Origin of the sequence: Blastomonas ursincola (assembly GCF_013607875.1) — a bacterium.
Taxonomy (GTDB): domain Bacteria; phylum Pseudomonadota; class Alphaproteobacteria; order Sphingomonadales; family Sphingomonadaceae; genus Blastomonas; species Blastomonas ursincola.
The window spans coordinates 1,495,522-1,511,058 of sequence record NZ_VDES01000002.1 but is presented as its reverse complement, the minus strand read 5'-3'; the positions used below and the strand labels follow the sequence as shown (position 1 = coordinate 1,511,058).

Genomic DNA, 15,537 nt, shown 5'->3' with positions numbered 1-15,537 from the left:
CCAAGTGGCTCAGGCCGCTTCGAGTGCCGCTGCCAACCGGTCGCGGATCGCGCGCAGCGCGGCGAGATCGATCGAAGGGGCAGCGGTTACGGCAGGCGCAGGTGCTGCGGCAGGCGCCGGCTTCGCCGCCTTGCCTGCCAGATACTGCCGCGCGCCGCGCACGGTAAAGCCCTCGCGGTTGAGCAAGCGGTCGATCGTGCGCAGCGTCTCGACATCCTCGGGCCGGTAATAGCGTCGCCCCCCGGCACGCTTGAGCGGCTTGATGCTGTCGAACTGCGCTTCCCAATAGCGCAGGATGTGCGGCTTGACCCCCAGTTCGGCCGAAACCTCGCCGATGGTGCGCATCGCGCCCTCGGCCTTGCCGGAGGAGGTCACCGGGTCAGTCACCGGCCATGATCCTTTCCTTCATGATCTGGCTGGCGCGGAAGGTCAGCACGCGGCGCGGGGTGATCGGAACCTCGACCCCGGTCTTGGGGTTGCGCCCGACGCGCTCGCCCTTGTCGCGCAACAGAAAGGTGCCGAAGCCCGAAATCTTCACATTCTCGCCGCGCTCGAGAGCGTCGGTCATGTGGTTGAGCACCGATTCCACCATCTGCGCCGCATCGGCGCGAGACAGTCCTACCTGGTTGTTGATCGTATCGGCCAGATCAGCCCTGGTCAAAGTACCCACTGAACGCATCGCCCCGTCTCCTAACCCGCCAAGAGCAGGATAGCGGATCGAAGTTATAATGGCAAATCGAGGCTATGTAAAAACAGTGCGAATAGAGGCGATTGCGCGACAAAATTGCGTGAGGTTAATAGCGGATTACCGCCGCCCCCCAGGTAAGGCCGCCGCCCATCGCTTCGAGCACCAGCAGGTCGCCGCGCTGGATGCGGCCGTCGCGCACGGCGGTGTCGAGTGCGAGCGGAACCGACGCGGCCGAGGTATTGGCATGCTGGTCCACGGTGACCACCACCTTTTCCGGCGGCAGACCCAGCTTGCGCGCGGTCGCATCGAGAATGCGGGCATTGGCCTGGTGCGGCACCACCCAGTCGATATCGGCGCTGGTCAGGCCCAGCCGGTGCAGCACCTGCTCCATGACTTCGGCCAGATTGACCACGGCATGGCGAAACACCTCGCGCCCCTTCATCCGGACCTTGCCGACGGTGCCCGTGGTCGAGGGCCCGCCATCAACATAGAGCAGGTCGTGATGGCGACCATCGGCGTGCAACTGGGTCGTCAGGATGCCGCGCGCGGCGCTATCGCCCTCCGCGGCGGTTTCGAGCCCGAGCACGACCGCGCCCGCACCATCGCCGAACAGCACGCAGGTGCCGCGATCTTCCCAGTCGAGAATGCGGCTGAAGGTTTCCGCACCGATGACCAGCGCGCGGCTGCCCATGCCGGTGCGCAGCATGCTGTCGGCAACGCTGAGCGCGTAAAGAAAGCCCGAACAGACCGCTGCGACGTCGAAGGCGATACCGCCTGTCATCCCGATCGCCGACTGCACCTTGGTCGCGGTGGCGGGGAAGGTGTGGTCGGGGGTCGCTGTCGCAAGCACGATCAGGTCGATATCGCTGCCTGCCAGTCCTGCGGCTTCGAGCGCCCTGTTGGCCGCATCTATTGCCAGCGTGCCCGTGGTCTCTTCCGGCGCGGCGATATGGCGGAACTTGATGCCGGTGCGCTCGGTGATCCACTCGTCCGAGGTATCGACGGTTTCAGCCAGTTCGGCATTGGATACCCGCTTGGATGGCAGTGCCGATCCCGTGCCGAGAATGACACTGCGCGTCGCCGGAGCCTGAAAAGTCATTTGGGAAATTCGCCCGATCCGTTGGAAGCGACGCCGTTGCTGGCGATCGCGCTGGTATCAAAGTCCTTGAGCACATCGCCGATGCGCTGGGTGATATTGTCCTCGACCAGCCTTGCTGCGACCTCGACCGCGTTCGCCACGCCCTTGATGCTGGCCGATCCGTGGCTTTTCACCACCACGCCGTTGAGGCCCAGGAACACCGCGCCATTATGGTTGTTGGGATCGAGATGGTGCTTGAGCAATTCGGTCGCCGGGCGCGAGATCAGAAAGCCGATCTTCGAGCGGAGCGAGGACTGGAAGCTGCGCTTGAGCAGATCGGTGACGAAGCGCGCTGTGCCTTCGAGCGCCTTCAAGGCGATATTGCCTGAAAAGCCATCGGTGACGACGACATCGACATCGCCGCGCGAGATCTTGTCCGCCTCGATAAAGCCCTTGAACTGCATCGGCAGGTGCGTCGCGGCGCGCAGCGCGGCGGCGGCATCGCGGATCGCCTCGGTGCCCTTCGATTCCTCGGTGCCGATGTTGAGCAGCCCGGTGCGGGGCTTTTCGAAGCCGAAGATGATCTGCGAATAGACCGCGCCCATGATCGCGAACTGGACGAGATTGCGCGCGTCGCACTCGGTATTCGCGCCAAGGTCGAGCATGACCATGTCGGTCTCTTCGAGCGTCGGCAGCAATGCGGCGAGCGCGGGCCGGTCGATGCCGGGCATGGTGCGCAGCGCGAGCTTGGCCATCGCCATTAGCGCGCCGGTATTGCCGGCGCTCACAGCCGCACTGCAATCGCCGGACTTTACCGCCTGGATGGCGAGGCCCATCGAGCTGTTCTTGGATTTGCGCAGCGCCTGGCTTGGCTTGTCCTCGCCCTTCACCACCTCTTCGGTGTGAAGGATCTCGGACGCCGCGCGCAAATTGGGGTGATTGTCCAGGCCCTGCTTGATCTGCTTTTCGTCGCCGACCAGCAGAAAGGTGAAGCGCTCGTGGCGGTGGCGCGCCTCGGCCGCCCCGCCCAGCATCACCCGCACGCCTTCATCACCGCCCATCGCATCAATCGCGATCCGCGGCTTCATCGGCACCGGTTAATCCCCCTGAAAAAGTGCAAAGACCGTCTGATAAGGATCAGGCGACTTCGAGCACCTCACGGCCGTTATAATGGCCGCATGCGCCGCAGACATGGTGCGGGCGCTTCAGTTCACCACAGTTGGAGCATTCGCTGAACGCGTCGATGGTCAGCGAATCGTGGCTCCGGCGCATGCCGCGCTTGGAGGGCGAAGTTTTTCTCTTAGGAACAGCCATGGCAGCCTGCTTACCTTAAATTGCTTGTCAATCAATGCGATATTGCCAACTCGCCCCATCAGGACGCCACTGGCGCGGCCTGCCGATACAGCGACACGGCCCATTCGCGTGCGAAGGCGGCGCTATAGCGAAAATCTCGTGCGTTGCAAGCTCTGTCGCGCTAGTCCGCTGCACAATTGGTCGTCGCGACGCGGACGACCGCCAACGAGGGGACGATACGCATGAACCTGCCGCTGACACTGACCATGGCCGCTGCCGCCGGATTGATCAACCTGTGGCTTGCCATCCGCATTGGCCAGGTGCGCACCAGCCAGAAAGTCAGCGTGGGCGATGGCGGCAATGAGTTCGTCATCCGCCGCATGCGCGCCCAGGCCAATTTCGTCGAATACACGCCCTTCGTGCTGGTGCTGATCGGTGCGCTCGAATGTTCGGGCTATGCTGCGACCTGGCTGTGGGTGGTCGGCATCGTCTACATGATCGGCCGGCTGGCGCATGGCCTGGGCATGGACGGCGGCGCGTTCGGCATCGGCCGGATGATCGGCACGCTGACCTCGATGCTGACGCTGCTCGGCCTGTCGGGCTATGCCATCTATGTCGCGAGCATCATGCCCGCCGCCTGACAAACCATCGCGCTCGGGGGCGGCGCCTACCCGCCCCTGAGCAGCTTGGCTCCATAATCGCGCTCGAACAGGTAGAGCGCGGTGCGCGCCGCCTGGCCGCGTTCGCTGTCGAGCCCGCCATCGCGGTCCATCAGCAGCCGGGCATCGTCGGAGGCGGTGCCGATCAGCCGCTGCACCTGTTCGGGGCTGGCGATGCGGAAGGCACTGTCGCCCGATTGCCGCGTGCCGAGGAGCTCGCCGCCGCCGCGCAGCCGCAGATCCTCCTCGGCGATATGAAAGCCGTCCTGGCTCGAGCGCATCAGCGCCAGCCGCGCGCGCGCCGTCTCGCTGAGCGCGCTTCCGCGCAGCAGCACGCAGACCGATTTCTGGTCGCCCCGCCCCACCCGGCCGCGCAGCTGGTGCAATTGCGCCAGGCCAAAGCGCTCCGCCGCCTCGATGATCATCAGCGTCGCGTTGGGGACATCGACCCCGACCTCGATCACCGTGGTCGCGACCAGCAGCGCGGTCTTGCCGCTGGCGAAATCCGCCATCATCGCATCCTTGCGCTCGACCGGCATCTGGCCATGCACCAGCGAGACCATGCCGGGAAAACGCTCGGCAAGCTGTGCCGCGCGCGTTTCGGCAGCGGCGAGGTCACTCGTCTCGCTGTCCATCACCAGCGGGCACACCCAATAGGCCTGGCCGCCGCGCTCGATATGCCGGGCAAGCCCGTCGACGATCTCGTGCAGCCGATCGTCGGCGATCACCCTTGTCTCGATCGGCTGGCGCCCCGGCGGCAGTTCGTCGAGCCGCGAGACGTCCATCTCGCCATAATGGCTGAGCGTCAGGGTGCGCGGGATCGGCGTTGCGGTCATCGCCAGCAGGTGCGGCGTCGCCCTGCCCTTTTCCTGCAGCATCAGCCGCTGCGACACGCCGAACTTGTGCTGTTCGTCGATCACCGCGAGCGCGAGGTTGCGATAGCGCACCGCATCCTGGAACAGCGCGTGCGTGCCGATGACGATCTGGATAGACCCGTCCGCCAGCCCCATCAGCGTCGCCTCGCGAGCCTTGCCCTTGTCGCGCCCGGTGAGTACCGCGATGCTGACCGGCAGCCCCGAGAGCATCCGCGAGATCGTGTCGAAATGCTGCCGCGCGAGGATTTCGGTGGGTGCGAGCAGCGCCGCCTGGCCGCCGCATTCGACCGCATTGAGCATCGCCATCACCGCGACCAAGGTCTTGCCCGCCCCGACATCGCCCTGGAGCAGCCGCAGCATCGGCACCGGCTGCGCCATGTCGCCGTTGATCTCCTCGATCGTCCGCCGCTGCGCCCCGGTCATCGCGAAGGGCAGCTTGAGCTTGTCGCGCAGATGCCCATCGCCCTGCAGCGCGACGCCCTTGCGCTTGCGGTTCGATTGCCGGATCAGCGCGAAGGCGAGCTGGTTGGCGAATATCTCGTCATAGGCCAGCCGCTCGCGGGGCTTTTCGTCCATGCCCTGATGCGCGGCGGCGAGCGCCTCGTGCCAGTCGGGCCAGCCCTCGCGCGCCTTTAGCGTCGGCTCGATCCATTCGGGCAGCGGCGGCAGCTGCGCCAGCGCCTGCGCCGCCAGTGAGGCGACGCGCTTCTGCCCCAGCCCTTCGGCGAGCGGATAGACGGGCTCGGCCTCGCCGATCTGGTCGGCCTGGCCCGGCTCCACCACATGATCGGGATGGACGATCTGCCACGCCTCGCCCCAGATCTCGAGCTTGCCCGCCGCCAGCCGCGTCTCGCCCAGCGGCCAGAGCTTCTTCGCCCAGCCCGGATTGCCGCCGAAATAGACGAGCGCGATATGGTTGCCGATCGAATCCTCGGCGATCACCCGTGTCGGCCCGCGCCCGGGACTGGAGCGATAGCCGGTGGCGGTGAGCGCGATGATGATCTGCTCGCCGGTCCCCGCCTGATCGGCATTGTCGACGCGGCGGCGGCGAATGAAACCGGTCGGCAGGTGATAGGCCATGTCCTTGACCCGCGATATGCCCAGCCGCGCGAACGGCTTCTGCAAGCTCACGCCGACGCCCTTGAGGCTCTCGATCTCGGCGAATGCGGGGTTGAGTATATTGGGGCGCATGGCTATCGCAAAAAACGCAACGCACTGACATGTGCTGCTGGCTGGAATTCTGACCCGTCTTAGGCAGGCCCGGCCCACCCCGCAAGCAAAGGAACTTCTGGCATGGACCGCGAAACCCGATTGCGCCGCCTGGCCTTCCGCGCCTGGCACCGGGGCACGCGCGAGGCGGATTACATGATCGGCGGCTTTTTCGACCGCTATGGGGAAGGCTGGTCGGACGCAGAGCTCGACTGGTTCGAGACGCTGATCGAGGAACAGGACGTCGACATCATGGCGTGGGCCATCGGCACGCAGCCGGTGCCCGATCGCTTTGCCGGGCCGCAGATGGACGCGTTCCGCCAGCTCGATTTCATCAACATTCCGCGCTGATCGCACCGGCGCGCAAGGCACAGCACTTATGGACAGCATCAGCCGCATCCTGCAGGCGACCGCGCCGCTGACGCTGGCGAGCGTCGCGCCCGGCGCGCTGCCGCTGCTGCTGGCGGACCTCGCCCGCGCCGCCGCCGCGCGCAAGCAGGGCGGGCGCATCGTCTTCATCGCGCCCGACGATGCGATGATGCATGCGGTGGCCGAGACCGCGCCCTTCTATGCGCCCGATCTGGAAGCGATCGAATTTCCCGCCTGGGACTGCCTGCCCTATGACCGCGCCTCGCCCTCGCTCGGCATCACCGCGCGGCGGCTCAAGGCCTTGTGGACGCTGCAGCAGCCGGCGGGCGGGCCGCAGCTGCTGGTCACCACGGTCAACGCGGTCACCCAGCGCACATTGACCCCGTTCCGCATCCGCCAGGTCGGCGCGGAGCTGAAACCCGGCATGATGATCGCGCGCGAGGCGCTGATCGAGAAGCTGGTGCGCCAGGGCTATGCCCGCACCGATACCGTCGCCGATTCGGGCGAGTTCGCGGTTCGCGGCAACCTCATCGACATCTTCCCCGCAGGGATGGATTCGGGGCTCCGGCTCGATTTCTTCGGCGACGAGCTCGACACGATGCGCGCCTTCGATCCGGGCACGCAGCGTTCGACCGAGCGAGTCGAGCGGCACATCTTGCTGCCCGCCTCCGAAGTGCTGCTCGACGCCGACAGCATCAAGCGCTTCCGCAGCGCCTATCGCGAGGCGTTCGGCGCCAATGCCACCACCGATCCGCTCTATCAGGCGATCAGCGACGGGCGCAGGCTCGCCGGCATGGAACACTGGCTGCCGATGATCGAGGAGCGGCTGGTGCCGCTGTTCGAGCATCTGGATGATGCCGATATCGTGCTGCGCGACGCCGGGGCCGATGCCGCCGCCGACCAGCGGTTCGAGAGCATCACCGACTATCACGCCAACCGCCAGCGCGGGAACGAGGACAAGGCGGGCAGCTATCGGCCGCTCAAGCCCTCGGCGCTCTATCTGGTGCCCAAGGAATGGCGCGCGGCCGAAGGTGAAACGCCGATCCATCTGGTCAGCAGCCATGACGAGCCCGAATCGCAGCGCGTGCTGGGCCTCGGCTATCGCACCGCGCGCGATTTCGGCGCGGAGCGCGCGCGCGGCGACAATGTCTATGCCGCCGCCGTCGCGCATATCGAGCAGCTGCGCGCCGCGGACCGGGGCGCGATCATCGCGAGCTATTCGGAAGGCTCGCGCAGCCGGTTGCTCGGGCTGCTCAAGGACCATGGCCTTGCGCGCATGGCGCTGGCGGGCAGCTGGCAGGAGGCTCTGGGCCAGGCCGCGACCGGCATGGCCTCGATGGTCGTGCTGCCGCAGGATCACGGCTTTGCCACCGACCGCTACGAGATCCTGTCCGAACAGGACCTGCTCGGCGACCGGCTGGTGCGTCGGCGCAAGAAGCGCAAGTCCGCCGATGCGTTCCTGGCCGAACTGCAATCGCTCGCGGCCGGCGACCTGGTCGTGCATATCGACCATGGCATCGGCCGCTATGAGGGGCTGGTCTCGATCCCGGTCGGCAAGAGCCCGCACGACTGCGTTTGGCTGACCTATGCGGGCGGCGACAAGCTCTATGTGCCGGTCGAGAATATCGACGTGCTCACCCGCTACGGCTCCGAAAGCGAGGGCGTCGCGCTCGACAAGCTGGGCGGCGAGGCCTGGCAGCGGCGGCGCGCCAAGCTCAAGGAACGCATCCAGGCGATCGCGGGCGAGCTGATGAAGACCGCCGCCGAGCGTGCCTTGCGCACCGCCGATGTCGCCGAGGTCGAACCGGGCGTCTATGCGAGCTTTGTCGATCGCTTCCCGTACGAGGAAACCGAGGACCAGGAGCGCGTCATCGCCGAAGTGCTCGAGGACCTCGCCTCGGGCAAGCCGATGGACCGGCTGGTCTGCGGCGATGTCGGCTTCGGCAAGACGGAGGTGGCGATGCGCGCGGCGTTCGTCGCCGCGATGTCGGGCATGCAGGTCGCGATCGTCGCACCGACGACGCTGCTGGCGCGCCAGCATTACACCAATTTCGTCGAGCGCTTTCAGGGCTTCCCGCTCAATATCGGCCGCCTTTCGCGCCTCGTCACCGCGAGCGAGGCCAAGGCCACGCGCGAGGGCCTGGCCAATGGCACCACCGACATTGTCATCGGCACGCATGCGCTGCTCGCCAAATCGGTCGAGTTCAAGCGGCTGGGCCTGGTCATCATCGACGAGGAACAGCGCTTCGGCGTCGTCCACAAGGAGCGGCTGAAGGCGCTCAAGGCCGATGTCCATGTGCTGACGCTGACCGCGACGCCGATCCCGCGCACGCTGCAGATGGCGATGTCGGGCCTGCGTGAGCTCTCGGTTATCCAGACCCCGCCGGTCGACCGGCTCGCGGTGCGCACCTATGTGATGCCCTGGGACCCGGTGGTGCTGCGGGAGGCGCTGCTGCGCGAACATTACCGCGGCGGCCAGTCCTATTTCGTCGCGCCCCGGATCAGCGACCTCGACAAGCTGAGCGAATTCATCCGCGACGAGGTGCCCGAAATCCGCCACATCATGGCGCATGGCCAGATGGCCCCGTCCGATGTCGAGGAGCGGATGAGCGCCTTCTACGACCGCAAGTACGACGTGCTGCTATCGACCACCATCGTCGAATCGGGCATCGACATTCCGAGCGCCAACACGCTGATCATTCACCGCGCCGACACCTTCGGCCTCGCCCAGCTCTACCAGCTGCGCGGACGCGTCGGCCGCTCCAAGACGCGCGCCTATGCGTATCTGACCACGCCGGAAAACCGCGTGCTGACCGAAACGGCGGACAAACGCCTCAAGGTGCTGGGCGATCTCGATACGCTGGGCGCGGGCTTCCAGCTTGCCAGCCACGATCTCGACATTCGCGGCGCGGGCAATCTGGTCGGCGACGAACAGTCGGGCCATATCCGCGAGGTCGGGTTCGAGCTCTACCAGTCGATGCTCGAAGAGGCGATTCTGGAGGCCAAGGCCGGCGGCCTGTCGCTCGACCTGCCGCGCCAGAAATTCTCGCCGCAGATCACCGTCGATGCGCCGATCCTCATTCCGGAAGACTACGTGCCCGATCTCGCGGTGCGCATGGCGCTCTATCGCCGGATGAACGACCTCACCAACCGCGCCGAGATCGAGGCTTTCGCGGCGGAAATGATCGACCGGTTCGGCCCGCTGCCCGATGCGACGAGTAACCTCATCAAGCTGATCGAGATCAAGCTCAACTGCATCACCGCGTGCGTCGCCAAGATCGATGTCGGCGCGCGCGGGGCTTTGGTCAGCTTCCATAATGACAGCTTCCCCGACGTTCCCGGCCTGCTCGCCTATGTCGATCGCCTGAAGGGCACCGCCAAGCTGCGCCCCGACCAGAAGCTGCTGATCCAGCGCGTGTGGAGCGATCCGGCCTCGCGGATCAACGGATTGATCCAGCTTTCCAAGGGCCTGGCGGGCATTGTGAAGAAGAGCGTGAAGGCGGGGTAAGGCGCGCCGAGGCTGCGGACAGTTTCCTTTCCTTGCCCGTCACCCCCGCGAACGCGGGGGGTGGCCCCGCTTATTCTTCGCGCCGGCTTGAAAGCGGGATTCCCGCGTTCGCGGGAATGATGTCGCTGGCTCGAATTTCAGCCCAGCTCACCCTGCGCAAACTCCGCGAAAACCTCCGCCTCCATCGCCCGGCCGCGCAGGAAGCCCTGGAAATAGTCGCAGCCCTCGGCGCGCAGCGCGGCAAGCTGGGCGTCGCTCTCCACCCCCTCGGCAATGACCTTGAGGTTCAGCGCCTTGGCCATCGCGATCACCGAGCGCACGATGATCCGGTCCGCTTCCGCTCCGCCGATATCGCGGGTCATCGCATGGTCGAGCTTGAGATAATCGAGCGGCAGGCGCTTCAAGTACAGCAGGCTCGAATAGCCGGTACCGAAATCGTCGACCGCGATGCGCACCCCCGCCTCGCGCAACGCGGCAAAACGCGCCGCCGCGCGCTTGAGATCGGGGACCAGCGCCTGTTCGGTCATTTCCAGCGTCAGGCGGCGCGGGCTGAACCCGGCCTCGGCCAGCATCGCCAGCTCGCGCCGGGCAAAGCCCTTCTCGCCCAGATCCTCGGCGGTGACGTTGAGCGACAGCCGCAGCGGCGCGAGCGGCCCGGTCCAGCGCGCCGCGTGCTGCATCGCGCGCTGGCGGATATGCCGCGACAGCACGCGCGTGAAATCGGCCTTGTCGGCCAGAGCGAACAATGTGCCCGCGCCAATCTCGCCATATTGCGGGTGCTGCCAGCGCGCGAGCGCCTCCGCCCCGGTGATCCGCCCGGTCTCGACTGCGAATTGTGGCTGGAAAAGCACGGTGATCTCGTCGCGCTCGATTGCCTGGACGATGTCCTGTTCGAGCCGATAGCCGCTCTGCGGCGCGTGGTCGGACTGGCGATCGGCCCAGCGCACCGGATCGGCGGCGCTTTCGCGCGCCTGGGCAAGGCCCGCCGAAAGCCGGTCGAGCAGCGAGACCGGCCCCTCGCCCTCGCGCGCCACCGCCAGCGCCGCGCGCGCGGTGAGCCGCAACCTGTGCCCGGCGACGTCGAGCGGTTCGGAAACGACGCGCAGCATCCGCTCGGCCATGACCTGCCAGCCCAGCCGCTCCTCGGCCATGGCATAGGCAATCAGGAAATCGCCGCCCGACAGGCGCAACGTCAGCGCGCTGCCGGCGGAAAGCCGTGCCGCCTGGCGTTCGAGCCGCTGCTCCATCGCCTCGAGCGCGGCATCGCCCACCGCAGTGCCATAGGTCGCGTTGACCGCGGGCATGCGGCGCAGCCCGATCAGCATCGCGTGCAAAGCCCCCTCGCCCGCTGCTGCAAAATCCGCGATTCGCGCGTGCAGATCCGGCGCCATTCCATGGCGGGCGGCAAGCTGGCCATGGATCAGCCGCAGCTGCAATCGCAGCGCATCGTCCGCAAATGGCGCGAGCAGCGCATGCGTGATTCCAGGCGGGATGGGATGCGCAAGGTCCGGCCAGGCACTGTCGCAGATCAGCAGACCGGGACCGGAATGACCGGCGATCTCGCGTGGCAGGTCATCGGTCTTGCCGCGCATGTCCGCAACCAGCAGATCGGCAGGGCCGTCGCCGGCAGGCGCGAAGCCGCACGCCGCGAGCGCCGCTGCCAGCGCCGCGTCCAACGCGCCGACGCCGCTGCCGCGCCAGGTCGGCCTGTCCCGATATCCGCTGCTGTCCAGACCCCGCCCCCATCTGCAGGAACACTGCCGCGCGATGCCCTGCATGGGCACGATGCGCAAGACCCCAAGAAACATTGGCGCATTAGCACCGATCCGTTAAGACCCTGTCACCCATAAGATAAGGCGTGGAACATGCCCCCATCGGTTATTGACCGCAAAATCGCGCTGGCCGTCTCCCCTACCGAAAGGGCGCGCAAGGCGGCGCGCGAGGTGCAGGCGGCGCATGAATGGGCCAGCCTGGACGAAGCCGATATCGTCGTCGTCATGGGCGGCGACGGCTTCATGCTGCAGACGCTGCACCAGATGTTGGAGCGCGGGCGCATCGTGCCGGTCTATGGCCTGAACCTCGGCACCGTTGGGTTCCTCATGAACCTGTGGCGCAGCGGCGACAGCATCGTGCACCGGCTGGAACGGGCGCAGAGCTTCGAGGTGCTGCCGCTGTCGATGACCGCGACCACGATGAGCGGCGAGCGCGTCACCTATCCCGCGATCAACGAGGTGTCGCTGCTGCGCGAGACGCGGCAGACCGCCAAGCTGGAGGTCAGCGTCAACAACGCGGTGCGAATCGGCGAACTGGTCTGCGACGGTGTACTGGTGGCGACGCCGGCGGGCTCGACCGCCTATAACCTGTCCGCAAACGGGCCGATATTGCCGCTGGGCTGCGGCATGCTGGCGCTGACGCCGATCAGCCCGTTCCGCCCGCGCCGGTGGAAGGGCGCGCTGCTGCCCGATTCGTCGCAGATCACCTTCCGCGTGCTGGAACCCGGCAAACGCCCGGTCAGCGCGGTGGCCGACCAGCGCGAGGTGCGCGATATCCGCGATATCCAGATCGCCATCGACCCCAACCGCCGCCTGTCGCTGATGTTCGATCCGGGCCACAGCCTCGACGACCGCATTTCGGCCGAACAATTTATCGTCTGAACGTGAAATCAGGTGCTTGCCAAACCAAAAAACCCGGTGCTATAGGCGCGCTTCTCCCGGGGAGCATCGCCTCGCCGGGAAGGCAAAAGAGCGTTCCCCGATAGCTCAGCGGTAGAGTAGGTGACTGTTAATCACTTGGCCGTAGGTTCGAATCCTACTCGGGGAGCCAGCCTTTTGCATCCAAGCCCTTGAAATTTACGACTTTTTTTCTGCGGCTTGCGAGCTGTTCCCAAGCCAGGTACCCGTCTCTACCTCGACACGGATTCTCATCCGATCATTTCTGGCGCATCGATGCGCGCGATCGCAAACTTATGTTCCGCACGCAGGTTCAGGCAATAGCCGGTGAGCTCGCGCCCGTTGCTGGCCCAATTTCCGACCGTACGCACGCTCGCCAGTCCATGGTCATCGGTATAGGTGAATCGGATCAAATCACCCGATGCGCCAGGCTTAAGCAGCCACCGCTTGGCCATGTCAGCGCGCAGCCCCTTCTTCGCCGCTCTCGCGACGGGCGGCGGCGCTGAGGCAGGCGGCAGCTTGGGGGCAGCACTTCTCAGACTCTGGGCCTTATCAATCAAACCGGTACCGGCATCATAGATCGATTTCACCGTCTTGATCGTGTTTGGATCGCTAAGCGTCTTGGCGGCTGCGATCAGCAGGTGCACCGGTATTGGCATCGATTAAGCCTCTGCATTGTTACGCTGGGCAGAAATGAGGGGCGCATTGATGAATGCAGGTGGATCATTTTTCAGACCCGAATGCAAGCGCCCGCATAATCCGGCCACTCACTGCCCCGGCTGATGCCGCACCTTCTCCCGAAGCCTCTGCACGGCCAAAGCCGTCAGCAGATCGCGTAGAGCACCGTTTCCTCGGCGTGCGTCGTATGATGGTCGAGATAGAAACGGTAGTCTGGCTGGATCGACGCAATCAGCGGCGCAAGGCCCGTCAGATCGGCGAGCGAATGATATGCGCTGATGGCAAGCTTTGGACGATATCGCCGGATGGTGTCAGCAGAGCCCCGCAGAGCCGCACTCTCGGCGCCCTCTACGTCCATCTTGATGAATGTCGGGACGACGCCAGTTTCCCTTATCCAGTCATCGAGGCGGCAGGTCGGAACCTTGATCGTGCCAGCGTGCGAGGGATGAGCTGCCGCACCACCGTCAGCAAACAGCAGTTCGACGCGGCGGTCAAACACGGCCAGGCGATGAACGTGCACCCGCGACGCAAGCGCAGGATTGCGGGCCAAGTTGCGCTCGATGACCTCAACCTGCCGAGGCATCGGCTCGAAAGCATCAACCCGGCCAGTCTCGCCAGCAGCGGCGGCGAAGGTCAGCGACGTGTCACCAAAACAGGCCCCGAGATCGAGCACACTGTCACCCGGTTCGACGGCGATGCGAATGCCGTCGCGCTCAAAGACATATTGCTGCTCGAAAAAATCTGCCCAGATGTTTAGCGGCCACGCTTCGATGGTGATGTCGCCCATCCGGTACAACTGTGTGCCAAAGGCCGGGTCGTCGCCAGGACCGACCATGCACGCGGTGGCCTGCGGCTGCGATTCGAGAGGGTTGTCGGTATCGGACGGAAGATTGACGTAACGGGGCCCGAGTGCTCGATAGGCAAGAATGCGGCGGAGGAGCTCGCGCGACGGTTCGTCGGCGAGCAGAGCCATGGTCCGATCTAGATCGGCACGGTGCGACCTTGCGTGCCACAGAACGCGAAGCGCATCTAGAGAACTGAATTCCGGCGGGCCGTCGCGGAAGCGCTCGCGATCGCTGCGTGGATTGGCAAGCGGCCTGCTGCGGTGCTCGTTGATGGACTTGGTCAACTCGCCAAGTTCACCATTGCACCTGGCGCGAAGCATGTTCTTCACGATAATCGATCCCAGCAGATCGATAATGGAGTTATGTTTTAAATTATTTATCAAGAATCCCCACTATAGACCTCGAACAATTTCGTCAAAAAAAATACCTTGCCTGCGAGAAAGATATAATTCAGTTCGCCTATATATAATTCGTCAGTTTCTATTTAGAATTTGAATAACTAGACACAATCAATTCTAAACGATCGCGATTTTTCGTCCGAACCGAGCAGACCCAACCTACTCGCCTCTTTTTTCCGTCTCGCGCCGCTTTTGGCGATCCAGCTGATACTGCCGCTGACGTCGATCGACTTGAGTGTACGATGTGTGGCGTGCATAGAAAATGGCCGCGACGATAACGGAGACGATCAGGACGATCAGGCCATAAGCCACGAGAAGTCTTGGTTCGATAAACAGATCCTTTGCGTGAGCGCTGTCGCTCCTGAACACCTTTACGGACCGATCGCCCATTGGTTGCCGATCTGCATCAGACTTGGTGACCGGACCGTCGTCCAACGGGGATGTGGCTGCCTTGGCGCCAACAGGGTGCTTTTGGATCCGTCTTAACCGATCGCGCCCCGGCTAGACCGCGATCAACCCCCGAACCGCTGCCACAGCAGCTGCCCTGCGACGTACAGGATCAGCACCGCCGTACCGATTCGGATCAGCTTTTGCGGGAGCAGCTTCACGCCCGCCAGGCTGCCGATCTGCCCACCGATCAGCACCGCGACGAACAGCGGCCAGTAGCTGGCGATCGCGGCCGGGGTCGCGGCGGCGTCCGCTTTCATCAGCTGCCCTGCCAGCCCGGCGAGCGAATTGACCAGGATGAACACGCTGGCGCTCGCGGCGATCTGGCGGGCGCTCGCCCAGCGCAGCAGGTGCAGCACGGGGGCGAGGAAGATGCCGCCGCCGATGCCGACAATACCGCTGAAAAAGCCGACGCCCATACCGATCGGCGCGCCCAGCCAGCTGAGGCGCTGGCCCGCCCCCTGCCCCGCTTTCGGCTCGCGCTGGAACAGCATCAGCAGCCCGGCGACAAGCAGCGCCGAGCCGAGCAGCGCGACGAACAGCGGCTTGTCCACCGGCAGCCGGCCACCCGCCCAGGCGCAGGGCGCGGACAGCAGCAGGATCGGCCAGAGAGGCCTCCACGGCACCTGCCGCGCGCGCGCGAAGCGGATCGTGCCTCCGGTCACGACGATCAGGTTGCACACCAAAGCGATCGCCGGGAGCAACCGATAGTCGGTCCCGGCGAGCACGAGCAGCGCATTATAGGTCGATCCGCCGCCAAAGCCGACGGATGCGTAAAGCAGGGCCGTCAGCGCGAAACCGCCAGCCAGCCCCCACATAGG

Annotated in this window: 15 protein-coding genes and 1 tRNA gene; 5 read left to right on the top strand and 11 right to left on the bottom strand. The window is 65.3% G+C overall.

All coding sequences use genetic code 11. The annotated features are described in order from the left end of the window. Nucleotides 1–9: 9 nt before the first annotated feature. The 5 genes from FG486_RS13360 to rpmF form a co-directional block, all read right to left on the bottom strand. Nucleotides 10–387 (bottom strand): MerR family transcriptional regulator, encoded by a 378-nt coding sequence (locus FG486_RS13360; RefSeq protein WP_338401613.1) that lies wholly within the window; start codon nucleotides 385–387, stop codon nucleotides 10–12. Beyond that, nucleotides 380–679, bottom strand: coding sequence for an integration host factor subunit alpha (locus tag FG486_RS13355; RefSeq protein WP_081097194.1), 300 nt, complete (start codon nucleotides 677–679; stop codon nucleotides 380–382). Before FG486_RS13355 ends, FG486_RS13360 begins: the two co-directional genes overlap by 8 nt. Before the next feature lie 115 nt (nucleotides 680–794). Beyond that, nucleotides 795–1,787 (bottom strand): beta-ketoacyl-ACP synthase III, encoded by a 993-nt coding sequence (locus FG486_RS13350; RefSeq protein ID WP_181267837.1) that lies wholly within the window; start codon nucleotides 1,785–1,787, stop codon nucleotides 795–797. Then, nucleotides 1,784–2,854, bottom strand: a complete 1,071-nt coding sequence (plsX, locus tag FG486_RS13345) for a phosphate acyltransferase PlsX (protein ID WP_181267997.1) — start codon at nucleotides 2,852–2,854, stop codon at nucleotides 1,784–1,786. Before plsX ends, FG486_RS13350 begins: the two co-directional genes overlap by 4 nt. A 49-nt stretch (nucleotides 2,855–2,903) precedes the next feature. Next, complete coding sequence (gene rpmF, locus FG486_RS13340) at nucleotides 2,904–3,080, bottom strand: 50S ribosomal protein L32 (protein ID WP_023837736.1); 177 nt, start codon at nucleotides 3,078–3,080, stop codon at nucleotides 2,904–2,906. A 221-nt stretch (nucleotides 3,081–3,301) separates the two neighbouring features. Between rpmF and FG486_RS13335 the strand changes: the two genes are divergently transcribed. After that, nucleotides 3,302–3,700 (top strand): MAPEG family protein, encoded by a 399-nt coding sequence (locus FG486_RS13335; RefSeq protein ID WP_181267836.1) that lies wholly within the window; start codon nucleotides 3,302–3,304, stop codon nucleotides 3,698–3,700. Nucleotides 3,701–3,726: 26 nt separating this feature from the next. On the opposite strand, the gene recG is transcribed toward FG486_RS13335, so the two are convergent. Then, the gene (gene recG, locus FG486_RS13330; protein WP_181267835.1) at nucleotides 3,727–5,784 is read right to left on the bottom strand and encodes an ATP-dependent DNA helicase RecG; all 2,058 of its coding nucleotides are present in this window, start codon (nucleotides 5,782–5,784) and stop codon (nucleotides 3,727–3,729) included. Nucleotides 5,785–5,886: 102 nt separating this feature from the next. Here recG and FG486_RS13325 point away from each other — a divergent pair, with 102 nt between their 5' ends. Together FG486_RS13325 and mfd are read left to right on the top strand one after the other, a co-directional pair. Then, nucleotides 5,887–6,153, top strand: coding sequence for an FAD assembly factor SdhE (locus FG486_RS13325; protein ID WP_181267834.1), 267 nt, complete (start codon nucleotides 5,887–5,889; stop codon nucleotides 6,151–6,153). A 28-nt stretch (nucleotides 6,154–6,181) separates the two neighbouring features. Next, nucleotides 6,182–9,679: a transcription-repair coupling factor gene (gene mfd, locus FG486_RS13320; RefSeq protein WP_181267833.1), complete on the top strand. Its 3,498-nt coding sequence runs from the start codon at nucleotides 6,182–6,184 to the stop codon at nucleotides 9,677–9,679. Between the two features lie 137 nt (nucleotides 9,680–9,816). On the opposite strand, the gene FG486_RS13315 is transcribed toward mfd, so the two are convergent. Continuing rightward, on the bottom strand, nucleotides 9,817–11,355 hold the full coding sequence (locus FG486_RS13315) for a bifunctional diguanylate cyclase/phosphodiesterase (protein ID WP_181267832.1): 1,539 nt from the start codon (nucleotides 11,353–11,355) through the stop codon (nucleotides 9,817–9,819). A gap of 189 nt (nucleotides 11,356–11,544) precedes the next feature. Between FG486_RS13315 and FG486_RS13310 the strand changes: the two genes are divergently transcribed. Beyond that, nucleotides 11,545–12,333, top strand: coding sequence for an NAD kinase (locus FG486_RS13310; RefSeq protein WP_066277038.1), 789 nt, complete (start codon nucleotides 11,545–11,547; stop codon nucleotides 12,331–12,333). 94 nt (nucleotides 12,334–12,427) lie between these two features. Further along, nucleotides 12,428–12,502 (top strand) — tRNA-Asn (locus tag FG486_RS13305). A 97-nt stretch (nucleotides 12,503–12,599) separates the two neighbouring features. Here the strand turns inward: FG486_RS13305 and FG486_RS13300 are convergent. From FG486_RS13300 to FG486_RS13285, 4 genes are all read right to left on the bottom strand, one after another. Next, nucleotides 12,600–12,995 carry a hypothetical protein gene (locus FG486_RS13300; protein ID WP_181267831.1) on the bottom strand — a complete coding sequence of 132 codons (396 nt, stop codon included), beginning with the start codon at nucleotides 12,993–12,995 and terminating at the stop codon, nucleotides 12,600–12,602. Nucleotides 12,996–13,171: 176 nt separating this feature from the next. Then, nucleotides 13,172–14,191, bottom strand: a complete 1,020-nt coding sequence (locus FG486_RS13295) for an FkbM family methyltransferase (RefSeq protein ID WP_241695810.1) — start codon at nucleotides 14,189–14,191, stop codon at nucleotides 13,172–13,174. Between the two features lie 237 nt (nucleotides 14,192–14,428). Next, entirely contained in the window at nucleotides 14,429–14,704 is a 276-nt protein-coding gene (locus FG486_RS13290) for a hypothetical protein (protein ID WP_181267829.1), read from the bottom strand. A gap of 77 nt (nucleotides 14,705–14,781) precedes the next feature. Beyond that, complete coding sequence (locus FG486_RS13285; protein ID WP_181267828.1) at nucleotides 14,782–15,534, bottom strand: sulfite exporter TauE/SafE family protein; 753 nt, start codon at nucleotides 15,532–15,534, stop codon at nucleotides 14,782–14,784. Nucleotides 15,535–15,537 lie beyond the last annotated feature (3 nt).

Coding starts and splice junctions, on each gene's coding strand:
- FG486_RS13355 (WP_081097194.1), bottom strand. CDS start 679: ATGCGTTCAGTGGGTACTTTGACCAGGGCTGATCTGGCCGATACGATC.
- mfd (WP_181267833.1), top strand. CDS start 6,182: ATGGACAGCATCAGCCGCATCCTGCAGGCGACCGCGCCGCTGACGCTG.
- FG486_RS13295 (WP_241695810.1), bottom strand. CDS start 14,191: ATGCTTCGCGCCAGGTGCAATGGTGAACTTGGCGAGTTGACCAAGTCC.
- plsX (WP_181267997.1), bottom strand. CDS start 2,854: ATGAAGCCGCGGATCGCGATTGATGCGATGGGCGGTGATGAAGGCGTG.
- rpmF (WP_023837736.1), bottom strand. CDS start 3,080: ATGGCTGTTCCTAAGAGAAAAACTTCGCCCTCCAAGCGCGGCATGCGC.
- FG486_RS13335 (WP_181267836.1), top strand. CDS start 3,302: ATGAACCTGCCGCTGACACTGACCATGGCCGCTGCCGCCGGATTGATC.
- FG486_RS13325 (WP_181267834.1), top strand. CDS start 5,887: ATGGACCGCGAAACCCGATTGCGCCGCCTGGCCTTCCGCGCCTGGCAC.
- FG486_RS13285 (WP_181267828.1), bottom strand. CDS start 15,534: ATGTGGGGGCTGGCTGGCGGTTTCGCGCTGACGGCCCTGCTTTACGCA.
- recG (WP_181267835.1), bottom strand. CDS start 5,784: ATGCGCCCCAATATACTCAACCCCGCATTCGCCGAGATCGAGAGCCTC.
- FG486_RS13350 (WP_181267837.1), bottom strand. CDS start 1,787: ATGACTTTTCAGGCTCCGGCGACGCGCAGTGTCATTCTCGGCACGGGA.
- FG486_RS13310 (WP_066277038.1), top strand. CDS start 11,545: ATGCCCCCATCGGTTATTGACCGCAAAATCGCGCTGGCCGTCTCCCCT.